The organism is Cytophagaceae bacterium ABcell3, from assembly GCA_030913385.1.
In the GTDB taxonomy this organism is placed as follows: Bacteria; Bacteroidota; Bacteroidia; order Cytophagales; family Cytophagaceae; genus ABcell3.
This window is the reverse complement of the sequence record CP133159.1, coordinates 4,854,260-4,877,778: the sequence shown is the minus strand read 5'-3', so window position 1 is coordinate 4,877,778 and position 23,519 is coordinate 4,854,260. Positions and strand designations below refer to the sequence as shown.

Here is a 23,519-nt window from a genome sequence, read left to right as displayed (position 1 = left end):
CTTGTGACTTTTACAGCAATTAAAATTAGTTTTCTGCCCAAGATTAGAGGTGTGTTAGGTATTGCTTTAGCACTAGGGGTATTAATGTACTGCAACTTAAATCATAGGGCGGACTGCTAAAGTTTTTTGAAGTAGAAATAAGGCCTAAAAAGATAAAAACTCTTCTACCTGCCTGCTTAACATATTTAAATAATGTTCCTTGTTCTTTTCTTTATACAGAACATTGCTCACATCAGGAATCTTTATTTTTTTGGCTAATACATGTACTCCTAGATAATTCAGGATGTCGGTAAAATGACTTAACGCAATAGTTCCTGCCGACATACCTGTAGAAATGCCTACCAGGGCGCATTTTTTATTTTTTAAAGGAGAAGGGTAGCTGAATCCATCTATAAATGCTTTCAGTATTCCTGGGAAGGATCCATTGTATTCAGGAATGATAAAAACTATTTTTTTTGCCTTAAACAAGCTTAATGTAAGGTCATTAAACAATGGATTTGAACCTGATCGCTCATACAGGGCTGTAAAGGCAAAGTCTTCAGGGAGTTTTTCGAGAGAAATGATTTCTGACTCAATACCTTTTTCTTTTAATAAGTTTTTGTAAATAACCGCTACTTCAAAGGAGTTGCTATTTTTTCTGTTTGTACCGGATATGATCGCTACCATATCTTTATGTTTATTTATTACGTTAATTGATATGGATTGTCAATATATTTAAGTGAGTTTGATTATCACGACATCATATTATGCATCCAAAATGTAAAATTAAAAAATGAAGGCATTATAAGTTAATTTAATTTAGAATATTACTTTTGAATATGCGTATTCTTTTACACTTGTTTCCCTGGGGTATTGTTATTTTGATGGGGGTATATATTTATGGGAGTGGTCAAAAGCATCAAAATGATAAAGAAGAAAGAGAGGTTGTCTCTCATGATGTACTTGTGGAGAAAATTTCTTCTCTTGGTAAACTAGAACTTATCAAATATAACCTGAAGGATATAGTTGAACATAAGGTTATAAAGCAATGGTTGCCGGATCCAAAAGTAGTTCTTATAGCTAGTGGAGAAATCGTAGGTTGTGTCAACTTGGCAATGGTAGATTCTAGCAGTATTAGAATAATGCCTGATGCCATATACGTTCAGTTGCCTGAACCTGAAATTTGCTATTTGAAATTGGATCATCAACGTTCGAGGGTTTATCATATGGAGTACCATTATTTTGAACAAGCCAAATTGATTGACAAGGCTTACCGACAGGCTGAAAAGCAAATGGCTAAAAGCGCCCAAGAATTGGATGTTGTTGGACAGACAAAAGCACACGCTAAAGTGATGCTTAAATCTTTCTTGGAAAATTTTACTGATAAAAAAGTTTATTTGAATTTTGAGTCAGATGAACTTTAAATCTTTCTTTAAGTTTAGGTAATTATGAAAAATGTCCCTGTTTTTGTATTCGTGTTGTTAATTGCTACTGCTTGCTTAAGAAACCAAGCATTATCTCATGATGAAGTGAAAGAAGTTATTATAGATAAAAATTTTGACAGCCGGAAGGCAGACGCTGATGTAAAGGTGTTAACGGCCACTGTCGAGGGAGATGTTCTTTCTGTTGAGTTAGAATGTGATGGATGTGGCGCAGGGGCTGCCTTTGACATGGTTAACGATGGCAAATACATGAAGTCCCTTCCTCCTGGGACTTATTTATATCCGGTAAAGACCTCCGATGGCAGAAAGTCAGAAACTGGTTCAGGTGTTTATAAATATGATATTTCTTCACTGCAGTACCATAACACCAATAGCATTTTTCTTCTTATCAAGGGATACGACGATCGCATAATGTATAAGTATTAATTTCTTATAATGGATTGGGTTTACAAGATTTTAGATTTTTTAGGGGATTTAATAAATAAAGAGCTTTTTACCATTGGTGTAAGCAGCATTACAGTAGGCTCTATATTGTATTTTTTCTTTTCTCTCGTTATCCTCTTTTTTCTTGCAGAGAGATTGCGGATGGTAATGATTTTTAGGGTTTTCCCTCGTTATAAAATAAGCTCCGGGGTTAGCCAAGCTATTGCCACTATAGTCAAATACTCTATTTTGACTGTAGGTTTTATTGTAATCATTCATTCTATAGGAATAGATATGAGTGCTTTGGGCATTATTGCTGGTGCTTTAGGTGTGGGTATTGGTTTTGGCCTTCAAAATATTACAAATAACTTTATTTCCGGTATCATTATCCTTTTTGAAAGGCCAATAAAAATAGGGGACAGAATAGAAGTTGGGGCTATTGTTGGCAATGTTGTGTCTATTGCTGCCAGGGCTACCACTGTTATAACTAATGACAATATAGCAGTTATCATTCCCAACTCTGAGTTTATTGCTTCTAAAGTCATAAACTGGAGCCATAGCGACCAGAAAACTAGGTTTAATTTTCCTGTTGGAGTGCATTATAAGGAAGATCCAGAAAAAGTCCGTCGTGTGTTGCTTGAGGTGGCTCATGAAAACTCTGGTGTACTCCAAAGTCCAGCGCCCGATGTCTTGTTTGATAAGTTCAATGATAGCTCTTTGGACTTTACTTTAAGGGTTTGGACAAGCATGTATGTGCAAAGTCCTAGTGTGCTTAAAAGTAACCTCTATTATGCAATAGCCAAAAAGTTTAAAGAACACCAAATTGAAATACCATACCCTCAAAGAGACCTGCATATAAAAAGTGGGCTCGAGAGGTTCGAAAGGACAGAAAAATTTAATTAAACCTGAAATACCCAAAAGAGCTTTTTATTAGGTAGCAAAATAGTCAAACCAGTCGCTTTGCTCGCATTTGTGTCTTAACCATAACGCTGCTATGTTTTGCGACCCCCAAGTGCTGATTTGTTGTTGCTTTGCTTCGCCTCAATACTTTTTTTTGAAGTACTTTAATGCGTCTTCATGTAAGGCCATGCGTATCTTGAACACTTGTGAGTTTTCAGCAGGCCCTATAATATAGTTTTGGATAAAAAAAAGAGGGTTGGTTTTCCCTCTTTTTTGTTTCGATGATTCCGTATATGGCAAAAGCACAACGTGCCAGCCACTAAAACTTAACCGCAACAGTTAATGGCTGACTATGCTTCAACCATTTAACGCTGTTTGTTATGTTTTACTTTTTACCTGCTTGAGATAACATGTTGGCTGCCATTATAAAGTATGCATTGTTAGGAATGTGGTACTCATTTGGCCACCACGCATAAGTCCAACCTCTTGCGTCAGTGTCAATGGCTGGGTAGTCTTTTGGAAGATAATAGCCTATGACAAAATTTTCAGCACCTTCATCTCCAAGAAACAACAGGTCTCCTGTTCCAGCTTTAATACCATTTAGCACCCCACCTGGCACAATTCCGTCTTCATGTCCTGGGATAGAGGTGTACCTGTGGTGGTAAGCGCCAGGGCCAAAGCCTACACCTGCCATCATGGAAACGTCTGCTGGGTTATAACCTAATATCCAGTTAAAGTTATGTACGGCCGTTTCACGATATTTTTCGTCTCCTGTTAGTGAATAGGTAAAAGCCAGTGCCCAAGCATTATATCCAGCAGTTTTATTTTCCATTATAAGCGAGAACTCGTTGTTTTCATATTTGCCAGTATGGCCAAAAGCGCTTTTCTCTGCATGTGTTACATAAAAATTGCTGTAATTAATAAATGCTTCTTCTATAGATTTTTTTAAACGATCATTTTCTGTAAAATGGTAATAATCATAAAGCGCTGTAAGGTACATGTCTGGCCAATAAGCTTTAGATTCTTGGTCATAGTCAGAATAGAAAATGCCCTCTGGCGATTGTGCTTTTAGTATAGCCTCTGCACGCTTTTCTGCATCTTTTTCATATTTTTCATCTTCTTCAAAGGCAAGTAGTGACAAGTTTGCAGAAAGTAAAGCAGATTGGATGCTTAGGTAATCCTGTTTGTCTTGCTCATATTCTTTGGTATTATAATCAACAGCTATAGCTCTGTCATATACTTTTTTTGTCAGGTTCAATGAAGAATCAGCTAGTTCTGGATAATGCTGTTTTAAGTGTATTGCACTTTTTAATACAGCAGCGCCTATTTTTATACCACTTGAGATGCTGGCAGGGTCGCCATTTCCTACATTGAAATTTACCCCAACTCTTTGTTCTTCTAGTTCAGGTACACCTGCCCATAACCAAGGCTTGTCTTCTTTCGAAATAATGGAATAAAAGGTACCATCATCTTTTTGCACCTTACATAGAAACGATAATTCCCATGCTAACTCATCAAGAATTTCACGTCCTTTTTTGTTTTCTTCTTTGTGGTGGTATTGTTCTTCATAAAGCATGCTGAGCGCCACAAGTGGGGGTGGGGTATAGGTTGGCCACTTATTATAATCGCCAGCATCGTGCCAGCCGCCAGTTACGCACTTTTCTTCGCTTTCTAGTTTTGCATCATTTAAATGGCATGCTTCATACCAGCCTTCTACTTCTACTCCGCACTTTTGATAAGCAAACCAATCCGCAGCTTTTTCAGCTAATTCGGCATACAAGTTTTCTTTAATTGGAAAATAGTAGCTGTCAGTAGTTTCGTAAGTTTCATTGAGCCTTAGTCTTAGTTTGTAAAGGCCAGGCGTCTTGAAGTCTGAGAAATCTGCTATAAGATTGTTTCCGCCCCAGATGTGGTTTCCTGCTTTTTTCAGCTCTCCTGTATATACTATAGGTTCTGCAGGTGGTTGGGAGTTTCTTTGTACATCTATAATTTCAAATTTCCCCGTGTACTCTTCATTGTTAGTCCAGATAACTGCTTTTTTAGACGCCCAAGGCTCATACCCTCCATGTGCAAGAATTGGTTTAATGGTTTTTTGAGCGATAATCTGATCAACAGAAAGGTCAGACCAACTTTCGGTTTGTGCTTTTATCCAACGTAACGTTAAGGGTTCAGTGCCCTTTAAGATCTTTTCGAGATCGGCGTCTACATCTCGGGTTTTCTCTTGCTTTTCAGGTGCATTACATGAAAATGCCATGCAGACTAAAGTAGCAAAAACAAATAGGTTCTTCATATGTTATTATTTCTTTTTCTCTTCAAAAATATTGAATTATCAGGAGGGAGCGAAATTTATTGTGTTTTTTACACTATTAAGATTTTTTGACCGTAGATTTTGTGGCCAGCATTTAGTTACTAATGCTTATTTCAATTGTATTTATATGCATTAAGCTTTTTTAGCAGATAATTTATCTTTAAAAATTGCCTGCATTTTAATATATTTAGGATTTAAAATATATAAAATATGATTAATCGAATTTACTGTTTACTTCTTCTGACCATGATCTTTTGTGTAGAGACTGCTATGGGGCAGGTTAGCGAAGGTGGTGAACCTTTAAGCTTTAGCGATAGATTGAAAGTAACTAACAAAGTTCCCTATGTCACTATGCCTGCTTTTGACATAGAGGCTGTACAGGAAGAAGCTAAGAAAAACAGTAAAGGGAAATATCATCAATTTGGCCATTCTTTGGAGCTTAATAAGGGTTTGGACGAGATTGGTCTTTGGGAAGATATTGGAAATGGCGATCGGATATGGAGGGTTGGGATACGTTCTGAACAGGCTTTCGCTATTAATTTGGTATTTAGTAGGTACAAACTGCCTGAAGGCGGAAAGCTTTTTATATACGACGCTAGCCGGTCTGAAGTGCTAGGTGCTTTTACTTCTAAAAATAACCAGCCTGATGGTATGTTGGGTACCATGCCTGTAAATGGTTCGGAAGTGGTAATTGAATATTTTGAACCTGCAGAAAGTGCTGGACAGGGTGAGCTGGTCATTGGTGAGGTTGTGCATGCCTTCGAGGATATCATGCCTATCATGAAATCATATGGGCTTGGACAGTCTGGCGATTGCAATATGGACGTAAATTGTCCGGATGGTGAAGAGTGGGAGAAGCAGAAGAGGTCTGTAGCCTTAATTGTAACCGGTAGTGGCTTTTGTAGTGGCGCACTTGTTAACAATACCGCTCAGGATAAAAAACCATTGGTCCTTACAGCCAATGATTGTATGATTGGCAGTAGCTCTGTTTCTGGGTGGGTTTTTGCTTTTAATTTTGAAAGTGCAGAGTGTGATGGTAACGATAGCCCGGTTGCCCAGTCAATATCAGGGGCAGAGCTAAGGGCAAATTTTGCTTATTCTGGATTCGCCTTATTGGAAATGCATTCCGCACCTCCGGAAGATTATAACACTTACTACTCCGGGTGGTCACGTGCCTCTTCTTTGGCTACCAGTACAGCCAGTATTCATCACCCTCAGGGAGATGTGAAAAAAATATCTTTTGACGACAACTCTGTTTATGACTCAGATGAGAATGAATGGCGAGTGCAGTGGGACAGAAATACAGTTACTGAAACAGGGTCTCTTGGCGCTCCCCTTTTTGATCAGAATCAACGTATCATAGGTCAATTGAGAAGGGGACATTCTAGCTGTGACAATCAAGACGGCTATGAGTTTTTTGGAAAGTTTAACAGGTCCTGGGAAGGGGGCGGTACTGATAACTCAAGGTTGAAAAATTGGCTTGACCCTGTTGGTGCGGATCCTGAGTACTTAGACGGGCTGGATGCTTCAGGAGAGCCTGAGTGGAATTATTGTGTTTCGGAGGCTGCTGAAGAGGATGGTGCTCGCATTGATTTGGTGGTGGTAGGAGAAGATAGTTTAGCATCGGAAGACCCTGTATGTAGAAAATATTCTGATTTTACTGATACCAAACTGTCTATTGTTCCAGATGAAGAACTGAACCTAAATGTTGTCACGGCTTCTTGCGATGATGATCGGGCAAGAAAGGTTAAAGTATGGGTTGATTGGAGCCGGGATTTCGACTTTGATGATGAAGGGGAGCTGGTAGCGGAATCAGAAGAGACAGATGGCGGCTCTCCTCTTGCTTTATCTTTTACAGTACCTGAAGATGTTGAGGAGGGGGCTGTATTCCGTATGAGGGTAGTTACATGGGAATCTGAACTGGATGAAGATGTTTCTCCTTGTGATATTTATCAAAGAGGTGAAACACAAGACTTTTCATTGGAAGTTTTATACGAAGGTGATGTGCCTGTAATCTCTGATTTTTCTCCTTCAAGTGGGGCACCTGGAGATGAAGTAACTATTACTGGTGAATTTAGGGCTATTCAAGAGGTGCTTTTTGGTGATATTCCCGCTTCTTTTACTGTTGTTTCCGAATCGGAATTGTTGGCTACGGTTCCTAGTGGATTTGAAGGAGGCCATATTGCCATAAAGAATCCCGCTGGAACTGTATTGTCTGATGATATTTTTTCTTTTGAGCCTGCTTACTGTACCTCTATGGCTACTACTTCTAATGGCGCAATAATTACCCATGTGGAATTTGGAGATATTAGTGAGGCTTTGTCGAGCTCCTGTAGACGTTATTCTAACAATACGCATCTTGTCAACGAAATGGAATATGGAGCGTCTCAAGAACTTTCGGTCTCAGTAGGGGCATGTGATGAACATTATAATAAAATGGTTAAAGTTTTTGTGGACTGGAATGGAGATGGTGATTTTGAAGATGAAGGCGAAGAACTGGGTGTTTCTCCCGTTTTTAGCCGTGAAGGTACTTTTGATTTGCTTGTAGAGGTGCCAAATCGTGCCGTAACAGCACGCCCTGTTAGAATGAGAATTATTTGCTGGGAGTCAAGTGGTATGTCTGATTTGGGGCCATGCGATTCTTATAACTGGGGTGAAACGCGTGACTATTCTATTCAAGTAAACGAATTTGAAGGGGACGTTCCTGTTATTTCTTCTTTTTCTCCAGAAAACGGTTTTCCTGGAGATGAAGTGACAATTTTAGGATCTTTTGAAATGGTTAATGGTGTCACTTTCAATGGAGTTGAAGCTGAATCGTATGAAGTAATTTCTTCTGAAGAAGTAAGAGCTATAGTTCCGAATGGAGATGTTTACGGTCCTATAGCAGTGCATAACCCAGCAGGCGCTGGAGAGTCTGACGTAGATTTTGCTGCTGGCGAAGCGCCTGTTATCGCTTCTTTCTCTCCAGAAGGCGGAACTGCTGGTACTCAGGTTACCATTGTTGGTTCTTTTGAATCAATTACCAGCGTTACTTTCAATGGTATTGAAGCCGCTTCTTTTACAGTTGTTTCTGATAGTGAAATTAGAGCTGTAGTGCCAGAAGGTGATACAGAAGGGACGATTTCTGTGGGTAACCCTGCAGGCACAAGTACTTCCGAAGGTGTTTTTTCCTTTGTGCCTAGTTATTGCACTTCAAGTCCTAATAGTAATAGTGGTGCTAGGATAGATAGTGTTACCATTGGCTCATTTACAAACCGGCTTGGCGACAATTGTAGGGGATATTCGGATTTTACAAACATGCCTAAAGAGACCTATAAAGGTAAAACTTTGCCAATCGAAGTTTCTGTAGGCGCTTGTAGGGAAAATTATACCAAACGGGTTCGGATTTTTGCAGACTGGGATGCTGATGGTTCTTTTGATGGCCCAGGGGAAATCGTTGCAACTTCTCCTCCTTATGAAGCGGAAGGTACCTTCAGCACATTTTTGACTATACCTGACCAAGCATCTACTTCCCGACCTGTGCGTCTTAGGGTTGTATGTTGGGAATCGGCGGGAGGAGGCCAAGTTGATCCATGTGGCTCTTACGCTTTTGGAGAAACACAAGACTATATTTTAGATGTCAAAGAGTATACAGGTGACGCTCCTGTTATCACTTCTATTTCCCCTGAGGCAGGAGAACCTGGTACGTTAGTGACACTGGAAGGTGAAAACTTTGAAGCCATCACTTCTATATCTTTCGGGGGGGCTGTTACACCGGTTTTTAACGTGGAGTCTGATTCCAGAATTACTGTAGAGGTTCCAACGGGTGCAAGTACGGGGCCTGTAATTGTTACCAACCCCGCTGGTAGTGGCGAATCTTCAGTCTTTCGAATTGAAAATTATTGTGTCAGCCAGGCCTCATCTTCTATCGATACCAAAATAGACCGAGTGCTGTTTGGTACTATTGACAACGAGTCTGGCGATTGTCCGGTATACACAGACTTTACAGACCATGTAGCTAATGTTTATCCTGGGCAGGTTTTACATCTTCAGGTGTTGGTAAATTCTTGTGGAAGTCTGGAAAATCATGCACTAAAAGCTTATATAGATTTTGACCAAAATCATGAGTTTGATGAGGTCGCAGAGCTTGTGGCATCAGGGCAGTCAAATCAGGATATATACAATTTAGAAGTAACAATACCTGAAGACTTGGATGTTACAGGAACTGCTCGTATGCGTCTGGTATGTGTAGAAGGGGCAGAATTGGCTTCTGTTAGTGCTTGTGGCGAGTATAACTGGGGAGAAACAGAAGACTATTCTGTAAATATCGTTTCTTCATCAGAAGATTTCCCTCAAATTGAATCGGTGTCTCCTGAAAGTATTGCATCTGGTACTAGTGTTGTGATATCGGGCAGTAACTTTGAAAATGTATCTACCGTTTATTTTGGAGGGGTGGCTGTTGAAATAGAGAGCCAGACTTCTTCATCCTTATCTGTTACTGCTCCCCAGAATGTAACTGCACCTATAACCGTGGTCAATGATATGGGCTCTGACTCTTACGATGATTTTACTATAGAAGAATATTGTATGTCTGAAGCTATTCAGGATGATTATTCTATTGTTTCTGTTTTCCGCTTTGACGATATGGAGTACTTTTCTTTAGGAGAATGTAAATCTTACCAAAGCTTTGTAGAAGATGAGCCTATAAAAGTGCGACAGGGCGATGATGTATATACTTATATTGCACTGGGTTCATGTGGGGCTGAAAGGAACAGCATGGCTAAAGTATATATAGATTGGAATGGCGACCAAGTATTTACGGAAGATGAAGAAGCGGCTTTTACGGGTACTATGTCTACTGACGACTTCTTTGAAGGTTCAATAGAAGTGCCGGAAGATGCTGTACTCGGTGAAACAAAAATGAGGATTGTCTGTGTCAAAACTGATAACCCAGATGTAATTCAGCCGTGTGGCCGTTATCCTCACGGGGAAACACAAGACTATACTATTTCTATTGACGAGATTATGTCTGCTAATAGACAAATCAGCAATAATGTATCTGTTACTTCTTACCCTAACCCTTTTAATGATATTACTAATTTTAAAATAGCCACTCCTAAAGGGCAGCACTTAAAACTGGAAATACATAATGTTTTAGGAGAATTGGTATCTGTAGTATTTGACCAGCAACTGGGCAGCGGTGAGCACTTATATAAGTTTAATGGCAACTCTTTGCCTGCCGGTACTTACATTTATAAACTAACTGGCGAAGATGTGGATTATGTTGGGAAAATCGTTAAGTATTAATGCTTAACGTTGATATGGAAATTATTGGGTTCTAAAGGTGAACAAAAAACTCTTAAGAAGTTTATATACAGGACAAAATTTACTGTTGCCTTTACGTTCTTTAAATAATTTCCATATCTTTAAAATGATATTATCCCAATTATTCCATGAAGAATAAGCTTTATGTCGTTTGCTTTGTTTTTAGCACAATTTTTTTTCTAGGTACCAAATCTTTTGGTCAAATAAGTGAAGGTGGCGAGCCCTATAGCCTTAGGAATAGTTTTGCCCGAAAGTCATCAAATGTACCGGTTATAAACATGCCGAAATTTGATGTTGAAAAGGTGAAAGCTGAGGCAAGAAAACTCGGCAAAGGCAAATATTATCAATTTGGGCATTCGCTGAAATTGGAGAAGGGGCTGGAAGATGCAGGAGAATGGACTTCCTTACCCAATGGAGATCGGTTGTGGAGGTTAGGTATACGCTCCGAAGGAGCCTTTTCTATTAACTTGATCCTTAGTAAATATAAACTTCCTGAGGGAGCCTCTCTATTTATCTATAATGCCGACAGGTCTGAGGTGCTTGGCGCATTTTCCAGTAGAATAAATCAAGATGATGGTAAGTTAGGCATTATGCCTGTGAGTGGGGAAGAGATATATCTTGAATACTATGAACCTGCCAATGTAGCAGGCAAAGGACAGTTAGTTGTAGGGCAGGTAATTCATGCTTTTGAAGATGTTTTTACAAAGATGAAATCTTTTGGAGGGTTTGGGGATTCGGGTGATTGTAACATGAATGTTAATTGTCCTGATGGTGCCGATTGGGAAAAAGAAAAGAGGGCTGTTTCTTTAGTTCTGGCTGGTGGTGGTTTATGCAGTGGTGCCTTGATCAACAATACAGCCAATGATGGTACGCCCTATATATTGACAGCAGACCACTGTTTGGTTTCTGGTGGAGATGTGTCCACTTGGGTATTTGCTTTTAATTATGAAAGTCCTGATTGTAGCGATCAGGATGGACCTTCAAATTATACCGTTTCTGGTGCTAGTCTAAAAGCTAGAGACGAGGTGTCAGATTTTCTGCTTTTAGAAATGAACTCCAAGGCGCCGGAACATTATAATGTGTTTTATGCTGGCTGGTCTAGAGAAAAGACTGCTCCTTCCAGTACGGTAAGCATTCACCACCCTTCTGGAGATATTAAAAAGATTTCATTCGATGACTCTCCTGCAGATGGAGAACATCTTGGATATCCTGATATGTGGGAGGTACAATGGGACAGAAATACTACTACAGAAGCTGGTTCCTCAGGAGCCCCTCTTTTTGATGAAAACCACCGAATTATTGGTCAGCTTTATGGTGGTACGGCCTCTTGTTCCCGTGCCGATGGAGTGGACTATTATGGAAAGTTTTACGTTTCCTGGAATGGTGGCGGAATCACATATCGTCGTTTGATGGATTGGTTAGACCCTGTTAATAGCGGAGCAATGTTCCATGATGGGATGGAAGCTAACGAACGTCAACAATATTGTGTGTCTGAGGCTAGCAATGAACAGAATTCTCTTATTCAAAGGGTGACAATAGGTGGTAGTTTGGATACTTCTTTTTCCGAGAACTGTAGGACATATACGGATAATTCCAGCTTGGTAAATGAAGTATATGAGTCTTTTGAACTGGGGGTTTATACTGGAACATGTGGTTTAAGCAATAGCCAAAAAATTAAAGTCTATGTCGACTGGAATAACAATTTTGATTTTGGGGATGAAGGCGAGCTAGTTGTTGAAACAGGGGAGTTGTCGTCTGGCAGCGATTTTTCTTCTATGATTGATGTCCCCGAGCATGCTGTTCCTAATAGCCGGGTTCGAATGAGGGTAATTGTTTGGGAACACGCGCACGACACGGATGTCAGTGCTTGCGGCAATTATAGCTACGGGGAGACGCAAGATTATACTTTGCGAATAGGTTCAGGGCCTGTAGATGCTGTGCCAGAAATTACTTCTGTTTCACCTGCTATGGGTGTAAGGGGGAGTAAGGTGACAATAGAAGGCGTTTTTAATGGTATTACTTCGGTGACCTTTAATGGAAACGAAGCGTACTTCAATGTTTTGTCAGAAAATACAATTGAGGCAACTATTCCTTATAACGACCCGATAGGTACGTTGGCTGTAACAAACGCTGCGGGAACTGCCGAGTATGAGCATATTTTTTATGCTATTCACCCATACTGTAACTCAAGGGCAATATCTGATGAAGATGCGATTATTAACAGTGTTAAATTTGGGGATATAAATACCTCTTTAAATAACAACTGTAGGACTTACTCTGATTTTTATGATGAGTTCGCCGAAGTTTACCATGGACAAGAAATAGAATTAGAGGTTGGTTTAGCTAGTTGTCAAAATGATTATTCTAGAAGGGTAAAGGTTTATATCGATTGGAATGGAGACGGTGTTTATAATGATCACGATGAATTAGTCAGTACATCTCCAAACCTGTCTCATTTTCAAACAACCTATACAACGACGGTAAGAGTCCCTAATGCCACTGCAAAAGTTTTAGGTATGCGAATTATTTGCTGGGAGACGGAGTATGTGTCAGGTGAAGTTGCAGCTTGTGGGTATTATCCCTATGGAGAAACACACGACTATGTGTTAATCAATAAGGAGCCAGCTATTGTAGGAAACCGGGAGAAGAAAGTGGTGGTCAAAAATGCTAATATATTTAACTATCCGAACCCATTCAATGGTCATACAACCTTTAAGGTCAGTTTAGAAGAGCCTCAGCATGTACGTTTGGAAGTACTCAATATGCTTGGGCAGATAGTTGGTGTAGTTGCTGATCAAACGGTAAGTGCAGGGGAGCATGAATTTGAATTCAACAGCCCAGGGCTACAAACTGGCACTTATTTATATCGCTTGTCGGGGGAGGGGATCAATATTACTAAAAAAATGATCTGTTATTAATTAGGGCGTTCTGACAAGCGCCCAAAAGTACTGATTATTGCTATTTTGCTCCTCAATACGAAATCTATCGCATAATTCAGGTTAAAAGAAAAAAGCCGACGGTTTTAGTAAACTATCGGCTTTTTTTATATGTCTTGTTCAATGTTGAACAAACTACTGCAAGGGGATCTTTAACAAAGCTCCCTGTTTAACGCAAGGCTTACAAGTTCTCAGAAGAAGCTTTTGCTTTTATATACTCCCTGTTCAACCTAGCAATATTATCTTGAGAGATTAGCTTAGGGCATTCTACAGAGCACGCGCCAGTATTGGTGCAAGAGCCAAAGCCTTCTTCGTTCATTTGCTCTACCATTCTCTCTACACGGGTTTTTCTTTCTACTTTACCTTGAGGGAGTAGGGCCAATTGAGATACTTTGGCAGAAACAAACAACATGGCAGAGGCATTTTTACAGGCAGCCACACAAGCACCACACCCTATACAGGTAGCAGCGTCAAAAGCTTTGTCGGCATCTTGCTTAGGAATAGGAATGGCATTGGCATCAGGTACGCCTCCGGTATTTACCGAAACATAACCACCAGCTGACATTATCCTGTCAAAGGCTCCTCTGTCCACAACCAAGTCCTTGATGACCGGAAATGCTGCAGCTCTCCACGGCTCAATAACTATGGTGTCTCCATCTTTAAAACTTCTCATGTGGAGCTGGCAAGTGGTTACACCAGATTTAGGGCCGTGGGCTCTTCCGTTAATATACATACTACAGGTACCGCAGATACCTTCACGACAGTCGTGGTCAAAGGCAATAGGCTCATCGCCTGATTTTATAATGCTCTCATTTACCACATCTATCATTTCTAGAAAAGACATGTCTGGGGATATATCTGTAGCTTTATAAGTAACAAGTTTGCCTTCAGATTTAGCATCTTTCTGACGCCAAACTTTTAGGGTTAAATTCATATTTCCGGCCATGGTATTAAGATCTAATGAATTATTGAAAGATTTAATTTAATAGACTCTAGCTTATTTATAGCTTCTTTGAGTCAGTTTTACATTTTCGAATTTCAGTTCTTCTTTATGAAGCTCATGCTGTGCACCTTCTCCTTTATGCTCCCATGCTGCTACATAGGCATAATTTTCGTCATCACGTCTTGCTTCATTTTCTTCAGTCTGATATTCTTCTCTAAAGTGGCCACCGCATGATTCATTTCTGTTCAATGCATCATCCACCATTAGTTCTCCAAGCTCCAAGAAGTCTGCTACTCTGTTAGCTTTTTCAAGGTTTTGGTTAAGTTCGCCTTCAGCACCTGTTACTTTTACATTTTTCCAGAAGTCTTCACGCAACTCCTTTATCATGGTTTTAGCTTTCTTAAGCCCTTCTGCATTTCTGGCCATTCCGCAGTAGTCCCACATAATATGGCCAAGCTCACGATGATATTCGGTAACGGTTTTGGTACCTTGTATAGAAAGTAGTTTTTTTATTCTATCTGTAACTTCTTTTTCAGCTGCTTTGAAAGCAGGGTCTTTAGCATCTACAGGCTTTGGCCCTATAGTCGCCAAATAATCACCAAGTGTATATGGAATTACAAAATACCCATCGGCAAGTCCTTGCATAAGAGCACTGGCTCCAAGACGGTTTGCGCCATGGTCTGAGAAGTTTGCTTCTCCTAGTGCATATAAGCCAGGAATGGTTGTCATTAAGTTGTAATCTACCCAAAGACCACCCATTGTATAGTGTACTGCCGGATATATTCTCATTGGGGATTTATAAGGGTTTTCTCCGGTAATCTGCTCGTACATGTCAAACAAGTTACCATACTTGGCCCTTACTGCATCTTCGCCCATTCTGTTTATTGCGTCAGAAAAGTCGAGGTATACTGCTAAGCCAGAAGTTCCTACACCTTTACCTGCATCACACTGCTCCTTGGCATTTCTTGAAGCCACATCCCTTGGTACTAGGTTACCAAAAGAAGGGTATTTTCTTTCTAGGTAATAATCTCTTTCATTTTCAGGGATATCCTGAGGCTTTCTCTTGTCTCCTTTGGCTTTAGGCACCCAAACACGACCGTCATTTCTTAAACTCTCACTCATCAGTGTTAGTTTTGACTGATGGTCGCCTGTAACAGGAATACAAGTAGGGTGAATTTGTGTATAACAAGGATTGGCAAAATAAGCACCTTTTTTATGCGCTCTCCATGCTGCTGTTGCATTTGATCCTTGTGCATTGGTAGAAAGGTAGAAAACATTTCCATAACCACCTGTACATAGAAGCACGGCATGGCCAGCATGTGTAGTAATTTCACCAGTTACAAGATCTCTGGCAACAATTCCCCTTGCATGTCCATCTATGGTAATGACGTCAAGCATTTCAGTTCTTGGATACATCTTTACTTTTCCAAGCCCTACTTGCCTCGAAAGTGCACTATATGCACCTAGTAGCAACTGCTGACCGGTTTGGCCTCTTGCGTAGAAAGTTCTAGATACCTGAGCACCACCAAATGAGCGGTTGTCCAAATACCCTCCGTATTCTCTAGCAAAAGGAACACCTTGTGCTACACATTGGTCTATAATGTTGACACTGACTTCTGCCAGTCTGTGTACATTGCCTTCACGAGCCCTGTAGTCTCCACCTTTGATCGTGTCATAAAACAATCTGAAAATACTGTCACCATCGTTTTGGTAGTTTTTGGCAGCATTGATACCCCCTTGAGCAGCAATACTGTGTGCTCTTCTAGGGCTATCTTGGTAACAAAATGCCTTTACATTGTAGCCAAGTTCTGCAAGGGTTGCGGCGGCAGATGCACCTGCAAGACCAGTACCTACTACAATAATATCGTATTTTCTTTTATTGGCTGGGTTTACCAGCTTCAGGTTAAATTTATGTTTGGTCCACTTTTCTGCTAGCGGCCCATCAGGTATTTTTGATTCTAATTTCATAATTGTAATGTCTCAGCTTTCAAACTTTAATTTTTTATAAATCCGTCAGGATCATTGTTGGGCAAAATACATGTAAACAGGTATGAATGCAAAAAGCAGAGGTACTATGATTGCAAAGCCATACCCTATTAACCTGATTGCCGGAAAATATTTCGGATGTCTTAATCCTAAAGTTTGAAAAGCACTGGAAAAACCATGTACAAGGTGAAATGCCAATAGGATCATTGCAAATACATAGAATAAAACATATAAGCCACTAGAAAAGGCTATAACTGCTTCATCATACATATTGTCAGCTCTAGGCTCAAACCATCCAGCTTTGTGTGGTATGAAAAAAGTTCTTAAGTGAAGGATCAAAAAGATTAAGATGATACTGCCTGTAAGCCCCATGTTTCTTGAAAACCATGAGCTGTTAGCAGAAGCATTGTTGTGGGCATATGCCGTCGGACGGGCTTTTTTGTTGCTGGATGTTAAGAAGGCAGCAAACACAATGTGAAAAATAAAGCCAAATGCCAAAACAATTTCCATTAGCTTTATGATTGGGTTTTCCTTCATGAAATGTGCGTAAGCGTTAAATGCTACGCCACCGTCATCTCTAATGAGCAGGAAATTACCAGATAAATGGACTATTAAAAAACTTATAAGGAAGATGCCGGTTAATGACATTATTAGCTTCCTTCCTATACTGCCTGAGAAGGCTCTTGCAAACCAGTTCATTCTGTCAATATTTAGTAATGGTTTTCGTTTATTTTATATATTGCCCAAATTTAACCCCCAATCCGGTCAAAAGCAATTATTTTTACAGGTGGGTAAGTTATTTACGGCTAACACCATTTTAAAACATTTATCAGGATATTTCTGTATACTTACATTATATAAATAAGTAATGAACGCTCAGATTAAATACTTACTTGCTTTGTTGTTGCTTATAGGCGCTTCTACAGCCTTGCATGCCAGTCATATAAGGGCAGGTGAAATTACGGCCCAGCGGGTTTCGGAGAATAGTTTGACCTTTAGATTTACACTTACCTTATACCTTAAAATATCTTCTGGAATCGATCAAAGGACTGCCGATTTTGACTTTGGGGATGGGACTACCAGAACTGTTAATGTAAGGTCTACTGTCAATATAGGTAACGATACGGAAAGAAGAACTTATGTTGTTGAGCATACTTATGGTGCGGCTGGAAATTATCGTGTAAGTTTTGTTGAAATTTACAGAAATGCTGGTATCCGCAATATTTCTAATTCTGAAAGAGTAGAGCTTTACCTGCAGACAGCCATTAGTATTAACCCTTTTATGGGCGTAAACAATACACCGGTTTTATTGAACCCTCCTATAGACCGTGCAGTGGTAGGCGAAACCTTTATTCATAACCCCGGTGCGTTCGATATTGACGGCGATAGCATTTCTTATCGTATGACCATACCTCGCATGGGGCCTGGCGTAAATGCCCCTGGTTATCGCGATCCTAACGATCCTGCTTTTGGTGGCGGCAGCTTGAACTTAGACCCTGTAACAGGTGATTTAGTGTGGGACGCCCCTGCAGAACCTGGTATTTATAATGTGGCTTTTTTGATTGAAGAGTGGAGGGACGGGCAACGGATCAGTCATATCGTGCGGGATATGCAAATAGAAGTAATTAATAATAGAAATAGAAAACCTGAACTGGTTATTCCTGAAGATACTTGTTTGGTTGCTGGAAAAAAACTTGAAAGGGTAATTGAAGCAGATGACCCCGATGGACATAGAATAAACCTTAGTTCTGTAAGCGGTATATATTTACAAGATTTTTCAGACAGGGCATCGTTTTCTGCTTCAGGTTCTCAGCTCCCTATTGCCACAGGAGATTTTGAGTGGCAAACTACCTGCGGGCATGTCCGCAAAGAACCTTATCATGTATTGTTTAAGGCTGAAGATATACCTGGTGGCAATAGTGTAAGGCTTGTGGATATGAAAACTTGGCAAATTTTTGTCTATGGCCCTGAACCTACTGGTTTGAAAACTACTCCTGAAGGTAGGGAAATGCTCCTAGAATGGGATGATTACTCCTGCCCTGATGCGAGGGCAATGGCTATTTATAGGAAAGAGTGCGACCCAGGTGTTGAGTTGGAACCGTGCGACGACTATTCTTTGGAAAATAATGGATTTAGGATGGTAGGGCGTGTGCCTATTGGAACAACCTCATGGACTGATACTAATAGGGGAGAAGGGTTGAACAAGGGTTCTGAGTACTGTTATGTAATTGTTGCAGAGTTTCCAGATCCTGGTGCTGGGCGGAGTTTCCCTTCAGAAGAAGTATGTGGTGGCTTGATTCCTGATGAGCCTTTGTTTTCAAATGTATCGGTAAATTTGACAGATAGCCTTGCTGGTGAAATTACGGTCAGGTGGATGAAACCTCCTGCTCTTACAGGAGAACCCGCATTTGAATATAGGCTTTATAGAACTGAAGGAATAGACGGGCAAGAATATACCCATATTCATACGGCAAACGATATCGATGACACCACCTTTGTAGATGTGGTGGACAATGCTACTATGGCTTATAGTTACCGGGTAGATTTTTATCATAACGGTGGGGAATACCTAGGGCGGTCTGAACGGGCTTCGTCAGTGTGGTTGCAAGGGGCGCCAGGAGATGAAAGGGCTATACTTAGTTGGGAATATGATGTGCCTTGGAATACTTCTGGTTTTTATCACAGAATATACCGGAGTGTAAATGGTGAATCGTTTAGTTTGCATGATAGTTTAATGCATGCAGGAGACGCTGGAAGCTATGTTGATGTTGGTCTGCAAAACGATGATACGGTTTGTTATTATGTTGAAACTGTGGGTGAATATTGCCGAGAAATCTTTACAGATATTTATTACAATACCTCGCAGGAGGTATGTATTATACCTCGTGACTCAATAGAGCCTTGCCCGCCAGTTCTTGAAGGGTTGAACTGCGCCGAAAGGGATATTGATTACAACGATTTGTACTGGACGCTTTCTGTGGAAGAAAACTGTTTGCCCGAAAGCTATGGTTATAAAGTCTACTTTGCTCCTCACGAAGATGAAGAGCTGGAACATATTGCTGATGTTCAGGATGAGTATTTTCGGCATATAGATACAGTTTCTACTGCGGGGTGCTATGCCATATCGGCAGTCAATTATTATGGTATGGAGGGAGCTAAGAGCAATAAAGTTTGTGTAGACCTCTGCGTAGGGTATGACCTGCCAAACCTTATTACCCCGAACAACGACGGATATAATGACTTTTTTGTTCCTTTGTCAGAGCCGTTAAATGTAGAAAGCGTGCTATTCAATGTTTATAATCGCTGGGGAGCGCTTGTTTACAGTAGTAATGATAATATAAACTTAGATTGGGATGGGAAGAATTTCGAAGGGTATGATTTAAAAGAAGGAGTTTACTATTATAGTGCCGAAGTTACGTATAGAAGGCGTTTGCGGAAAGAAGATCAAGTAAAAACGCTTAAAGGTTGGGTGCATATATATGACCGGAACCCATTGAGTGATTGATGTTGTTGCCCCATCATGATATTATAAATAGAGACTGTTCTTTTCTAGCGCAGTCTTTTTTATTATGGGGTAGCCCGCTTAGATATCTTATGCGTTATTAGCTTACTTAGGCTCGCTAAGTTACTTTTTGCCTCGCCGGCAGGGCCTTACTTTTTTTCTTAGACAAAAAAGTAAGCAAAACGCTAGTGCATGTTTCAGGTTAAACCAATGGCTTCACTTGGTATTTGAGTCAGTTGATCTATTTGCTGTTAACAGATTGTTAATTTTTTATAACTTTACGGCCTAAAACAAATATTTTGCAAATGAAAAAAGCATATGTTTTTCCCGGTCAAGGAGCTCAGTTTCCTGGCATGGGTAAGGATCTATATGATCAGGCTAAAGAAAAGTTTGCGTTGGCCAATGATGTAGTTGGGTTTGACATTACTAAAACAATGTTTGAGGGATCGGATGAAGATCTTAGGCAAACGAAAGTTACTCAGCCTGCCATTTATATCCATTCTGTGGTTCTTGCCCAAAGTTTAGAAGACTTTGCTCCTGATATGGTGGCTGGTCATTCATTGGGAGAGTTTTCTGCATTGGCAGCAAGTGGTGCTTTATCTTTTGAAGATGGCCTAAAGCTTGTGTTCCAAAGGGCTATGGCAATGCAAAAAGCTTGCGAAAAAGAGCCTTCTACCATGGCCGCCATTTTGGGTCTGGACGATGCAAAAGTTGAAGAGATTTGTAACGAAATTGATGATATTGTAGTTGCTGCTAACTATAACTGCCCTGGTCAATTAGTGATTTCTGGGTCAGTTAAAGGAATAGAGGAGGCGTGTGAGAAAATGAAAGCTGCCGGAGCCAAAAGAGCTTTGCCTTTACCTGTAGGTGGCGCATTTCATTCTCCTTTTATGGAACCTGCCCGGGCAGAGCTTGAGGAGGCAATTAACAAGACTGTTTTGAATAAGCCTATTTGCCCTATCTATCAAAATGTTAATGCATTGCCATCTGATGATGTGGAAACCATTAAGAAGAATTTGATTGTACAGCTTACCGCACCTGTAAGATGGACCCAATCTGTCCAAAATATGATTGCAGATGGAGCCGGTTTGTTTGTTGAGTGTGGGCCTGGTAAAGTATTGCAGGGTCTGGTAAAGAAAATTGAAAGATCTGCGGAAGTGTCTGGAGCCTAACAATCGGCTATTTTATGGTTTTTAATCTGAGATTTGTAATGGGACTAAGTTCTATTGCATGATCTCAGATTAAAAATTTATTTGTATACTTTTACCTCACACTGATCCGGGCATTGTGCCAGCAGCTTTTGGTTGCTGATGTTGAAAACCGGGTGAAGAAAATCAGGAGCTAATTCTACCAGAGGGTATAACGTAAATCGTCTGTTGTGGAGTTCTGGGTGAGGGACTTTTAGGTGATCACATACGATTATATCGTCATTATAGTATAAAATATCAATATCAATATTTCTTTCTGCCCACCTTTCTTTTCTTACTCTGCCCATATACGTTTCAATTTGATGGATTTTTTTTAGCACTTCCTGTGAAGATAGTGGGGAGGAAACTTTAAGCACCTGGTTTAAGAAAGATGGTTGATCTGTTTTGCCCCAAGCCGCAGTCTCATATATCTTTGATTTTTCCGCTATTGTACCAATTTGCTCTTCTATGTGTACACATGCGCTCTCAAGCTCTTGGCGTCTATCGCCCTGATTGCCTCCTGTTAAAAGGTAAATTTCATTTAAAACCAAAGTCATTGTTCGCTAATTATGATAACAAAATGTACTTTTGTATAGTATTTATCCCGGAATATCAATATTATTTTTAATACAAAGTAAAATAAAAAAATAATCAGTCGCTTCATTCATGTTTGTATATTAAATTTAGTGCTGCTATATTTTTCTTTACTAAGTGGCTGCCAATATTTTTGCCGCTCGTAGTAAAACCCATATTGCATAATCCGAATGTATCTTTTTTGCCTTTAATTAATTAAAATTTATGTTAAAGTTTATAAGACAAGTTCTGGCCACTATAGTAGGCATTTTTTTGTTCACGGTTTTTTCTTTTTTCTCACTTTTAGCCGTTATAGCTGCTCTTGTCCCAGATAGGGAAGCAAGGCTTGAGGAAAGGCCTGTATTGAGAATTGTTTTGAACAAAAATATTACAGAAAGGGAAACCGACGATATTTTTGGACAGTTTACCAGTCCATTTACCAGCAGGGAGTCAGGTAGCTTAGGATTGATTGAGCTAAGAAAGTCCATCAAAGAAGCTGCCCGAAATAATCATATTAAAGGCATTTTGCTGGATATAAGAAACTTTGATGCTGGAATGGCTCAAATAGAAGAATTGAGAAATGAAATAAAGACCTTTAAAGAATCCGGTAAATTTGTATATGCTTGGTCCGACAATTATTCTGAAGCTGGGTATTTCTTGGCATCGGTGGCAGATAAGATTTTTTTGCCACCAATAGGTGATCTGGAGTTTAATGGTTTGAGTAGCGAGGTGGTATTTTTTAAAGGTACGCTTGATATGTTAAATGTTCAACCTGAAATCTTTAGGGTTGGGGATTATAAAAGTGCCATAGAAACATTTACCCAAAAACAGATGAGTGAGGAGAACCGTGAGCAGATGGAGGTGTTGCTGAATTCTGTTTATGACGATTATCTGCAAAAAATATCAGATGCCAGAGGGGTTGAGGTTTCTCAGTTAAGAAACATTGCAGATTCTATACTTGTGCAAACTGCTGAAGATGCACAGGAATATGAGTTGGTTACACATGTGGCTTATTTTGATAGTCTTGAGTCTATTATTCGGGAAGAGACAGGTATAGAGAAAGATAAAAAGGTGGAATATGCAAGGTACGACGATTTGTATGATCTGTTTGAAAGGGAAAATGATGGGAATAGAAAAGTTGCAGTTATTGTAGCAGAGGGGTCTATAGAACATGGAAGTGGAAGGAGGAATATTATTGGGTCGCATACTTTTTCTGAAGAAATAAGAAAGGCACGCTTGGATGATGATGTGAAAGCCATTGTGCTTCGTATAAACTCTCCTGGTGGTAGTGCGCTTGCTTCTGACCTTATGTGGCGGGAAGTTGAATTGACCGGTAGGGTCAAGCCTGTGATTGCGTCTATGTCTGATGTAGCTGCATCTGGTGGTTATTACATGGCTGCCGCTTGTGACACTATTGTAGCCCAACCTAATACCATTACTGGATCTATTGGGGTTTTTGGCTTACTGGTAAACTTGGAAGAATTCTTGAATAACAAATTGGGTATTACTACAGATCGTGTAAAGACGAACCCTATGGCCGATATAGGAAGTGCTACGAGGCCTATGACAGAAAGAGAAAGGGGGATAATTCAGAAGTCTGTAAACAAGATTTATGAAGATTTCCTTGAAGTTGTTGCCAAGGGTCGGGATTTGGATAAAGAGTATGTGCACAGCATTGCACAAGGACGCGTTTGGTCTGGTATTGAAGCCAAAGAAAATAAACTGTCTGATGTCAATGGTGGACTGGAAGACGCCATAAAAATAGCGGCCGAGAAAGCCGGTATTGAAGATGATTACTCAGTGGTTTATTTGCCTGAATTGCCTGATGCTTTCTTGAGGCAGATTTTAAGAGCTTTTGATGGATCGGATGGAGATGCCTATGATGAGCATTTGGGTAAGTTTGCTCCTTATGTTAAGTCTATTATAGAGCTTCAAAAAATGGAAGGTGTGCAGGCAAGAATGCCTTATGACATTAAAATAAAATAGCTTGTAATCTTATTTGATTTTTCTTTAAGATATACAAGTGAATATTGCTA

The 23,519-nt window shown here is 40.0% G+C and carries 14 protein-coding genes; 8 read left to right on the top strand and 6 right to left on the bottom strand.

Going from position 1 to position 23,519, the window contains the following annotated elements; translation table 11 throughout:
* Nucleotides 1–144: 144 nt before the first annotated feature.
* Nucleotides 145–666, bottom strand: coding sequence for an NAD(P)H-dependent oxidoreductase (locus tag RCC89_20045; protein ID WMJ75432.1), 522 nt, complete (start codon nt 664–666; stop codon nt 145–147).
* A 152-nt stretch (nt 667–818) separates the two neighbouring features.
* Here RCC89_20045 and RCC89_20040 point away from each other — a divergent pair, with 152 nt between their 5' ends.
* Genes RCC89_20040 through RCC89_20030 form a run of 3 tightly spaced genes read left to right on the top strand, consistent with a single transcriptional unit; the run spans nt 819 to nt 2,747 of the window.
* On the top strand, nt 819–1,403 hold the full coding sequence (locus RCC89_20040; protein ID WMJ75431.1) for a DUF4230 domain-containing protein: 585 nt from the start codon (nt 819–821) through the stop codon (nt 1,401–1,403).
* Nucleotides 1,404–1,427: 24 nt separating this feature from the next.
* A complete protein-coding gene (locus tag RCC89_20035) occupies nt 1,428–1,847 on the top strand; it encodes a hypothetical protein (GenBank protein ID WMJ75430.1) in 420 nt (139 codons plus the stop codon).
* A 9-nt stretch (nt 1,848–1,856) separates the two neighbouring features.
* The gene (locus tag RCC89_20030; GenBank protein ID WMJ75429.1) at nt 1,857–2,747 is read left to right on the top strand and encodes a mechanosensitive ion channel; all 891 of its coding nucleotides are present in this window, start codon (nt 1,857–1,859) and stop codon (nt 2,745–2,747) included.
* 382 nt (nt 2,748–3,129) lie between these two features.
* Here the strand turns inward: RCC89_20030 and RCC89_20025 are convergent, their stop codons facing one another.
* Nucleotides 3,130–5,034, bottom strand: a complete 1,905-nt coding sequence (locus RCC89_20025; GenBank protein WMJ75428.1) for a glycoside hydrolase family 9 protein — start codon at nt 5,032–5,034, stop codon at nt 3,130–3,132.
* A 228-nt stretch (nt 5,035–5,262) separates the two neighbouring features.
* On the opposite strand from RCC89_20025, the gene RCC89_20020 reads away from it, so the two are divergent.
* Together RCC89_20020 and RCC89_20015 are read left to right on the top strand one after the other, a co-directional pair.
* The gene (locus tag RCC89_20020; GenBank protein WMJ75427.1) at nt 5,263–10,338 is read left to right on the top strand and encodes a GEVED domain-containing protein; all 5,076 of its coding nucleotides are present in this window, start codon (nt 5,263–5,265) and stop codon (nt 10,336–10,338) included.
* A gap of 296 nt (nt 10,339–10,634) precedes the next feature.
* A complete protein-coding gene (locus tag RCC89_20015) occupies nt 10,635–13,274 on the top strand; it encodes a GEVED domain-containing protein (GenBank protein ID WMJ75426.1) in 2,640 nt (879 codons plus the stop codon).
* A gap of 199 nt (nt 13,275–13,473) precedes the next feature.
* Here the strand turns inward: RCC89_20015 and RCC89_20010 are convergent, their stop codons facing one another.
* The 3 genes from RCC89_20010 to RCC89_20000 all read right to left on the bottom strand — a co-directional run bounded on the left by RCC89_20010 (nt 13,474) and on the right by RCC89_20000 (nt 16,920).
* On the bottom strand, nt 13,474–14,226 hold the full coding sequence (locus RCC89_20010) for a succinate dehydrogenase/fumarate reductase iron-sulfur subunit (GenBank protein WMJ75425.1): 753 nt from the start codon (nt 14,224–14,226) through the stop codon (nt 13,474–13,476).
* Between the two features lie 63 nt (nt 14,227–14,289).
* The gene (locus RCC89_20005; GenBank protein ID WMJ75424.1) at nt 14,290–16,203 is read right to left on the bottom strand and encodes a fumarate reductase/succinate dehydrogenase flavoprotein subunit; all 1,914 of its coding nucleotides are present in this window, start codon (nt 16,201–16,203) and stop codon (nt 14,290–14,292) included.
* A 51-nt stretch (nt 16,204–16,254) separates the two neighbouring features.
* Nucleotides 16,255–16,920: a succinate dehydrogenase cytochrome b subunit gene (locus RCC89_20000; protein ID WMJ75423.1), complete on the bottom strand. Its 666-nt coding sequence runs from the start codon at nt 16,918–16,920 to the stop codon at nt 16,255–16,257.
* Between the two features lie 169 nt (nt 16,921–17,089).
* On the opposite strand from RCC89_20000, the gene RCC89_19995 reads away from it, so the two are divergent.
* Together RCC89_19995 and fabD are read left to right on the top strand one after the other, a co-directional pair.
* Entirely contained in the window at nt 17,090–19,726 is a 2,637-nt protein-coding gene (locus RCC89_19995) for a gliding motility-associated C-terminal domain-containing protein (protein WMJ75422.1), read from the top strand.
* A 302-nt stretch (nt 19,727–20,028) separates the two neighbouring features.
* Nucleotides 20,029–20,895, top strand: a complete 867-nt coding sequence (gene fabD / locus RCC89_19990; protein ID WMJ75421.1) for an ACP S-malonyltransferase — start codon at nt 20,029–20,031, stop codon at nt 20,893–20,895.
* A 77-nt stretch (nt 20,896–20,972) separates the two neighbouring features.
* Here the strand turns inward: fabD and folK are convergent, their stop codons facing one another.
* The gene (gene folK, locus RCC89_19985) at nt 20,973–21,467 is read right to left on the bottom strand and encodes a 2-amino-4-hydroxy-6-hydroxymethyldihydropteridine diphosphokinase (protein WMJ75420.1); all 495 of its coding nucleotides are present in this window, start codon (nt 21,465–21,467) and stop codon (nt 20,973–20,975) included.
* A gap of 241 nt (nt 21,468–21,708) precedes the next feature.
* On the opposite strand from folK, the gene sppA reads away from it, so the two are divergent.
* Nucleotides 21,709–23,469: a signal peptide peptidase SppA gene (gene sppA / locus RCC89_19980; GenBank protein WMJ75419.1), complete on the top strand. Its 1,761-nt coding sequence runs from the start codon at nt 21,709–21,711 to the stop codon at nt 23,467–23,469.
* Nucleotides 23,470–23,519: the final 50 nt, after the last annotated feature.

What these genes read in the sequence shown, in the direction of transcription:
- RCC89_20035 (WMJ75430.1), top strand. Translation starts at nt 1,428, where the DNA reads ATGAAAAATGTCCCTGTTTTTGTATTCGTGTTGTTAATTGCTACTGCT.
- sppA (WMJ75419.1), top strand. Translation starts at nt 21,709, where the DNA reads ATGTTAAAGTTTATAAGACAAGTTCTGGCCACTATAGTAGGCATTTTT.
- RCC89_20040 (WMJ75431.1), top strand. Translation starts at nt 819, where the DNA reads ATGCGTATTCTTTTACACTTGTTTCCCTGGGGTATTGTTATTTTGATG.
- RCC89_20030 (WMJ75429.1), top strand. Translation starts at nt 1,857, where the DNA reads ATGGATTGGGTTTACAAGATTTTAGATTTTTTAGGGGATTTAATAAAT.
- RCC89_20025 (WMJ75428.1), bottom strand. Translation starts at nt 5,034, where the DNA reads ATGAAGAACCTATTTGTTTTTGCTACTTTAGTCTGCATGGCATTTTCA.
- folK (WMJ75420.1), bottom strand. Translation starts at nt 21,467, where the DNA reads ATGACTTTGGTTTTAAATGAAATTTACCTTTTAACAGGAGGCAATCAG.
- RCC89_19995 (WMJ75422.1), top strand. Translation starts at nt 17,090, where the DNA reads ATGAACGCTCAGATTAAATACTTACTTGCTTTGTTGTTGCTTATAGGC.
- RCC89_20010 (WMJ75425.1), bottom strand. Translation starts at nt 14,226, where the DNA reads ATGAATTTAACCCTAAAAGTTTGGCGTCAGAAAGATGCTAAATCTGAA.
- RCC89_20005 (WMJ75424.1), bottom strand. Translation starts at nt 16,203, where the DNA reads ATGAAATTAGAATCAAAAATACCTGATGGGCCGCTAGCAGAAAAGTGG.
- RCC89_20015 (WMJ75426.1), top strand. Translation starts at nt 10,635, where the DNA reads ATGCCGAAATTTGATGTTGAAAAGGTGAAAGCTGAGGCAAGAAAACTC.
- RCC89_20020 (WMJ75427.1), top strand. Translation starts at nt 5,263, where the DNA reads ATGATTAATCGAATTTACTGTTTACTTCTTCTGACCATGATCTTTTGT.
- fabD (WMJ75421.1), top strand. Translation starts at nt 20,029, where the DNA reads ATGAAAAAAGCATATGTTTTTCCCGGTCAAGGAGCTCAGTTTCCTGGC.
- RCC89_20000 (WMJ75423.1), bottom strand. Translation starts at nt 16,920, where the DNA reads ATGAACTGGTTTGCAAGAGCCTTCTCAGGCAGTATAGGAAGGAAGCTA.
- RCC89_20045 (WMJ75432.1), bottom strand. Translation starts at nt 666, where the DNA reads ATGGTAGCGATCATATCCGGTACAAACAGAAAAAATAGCAACTCCTTT.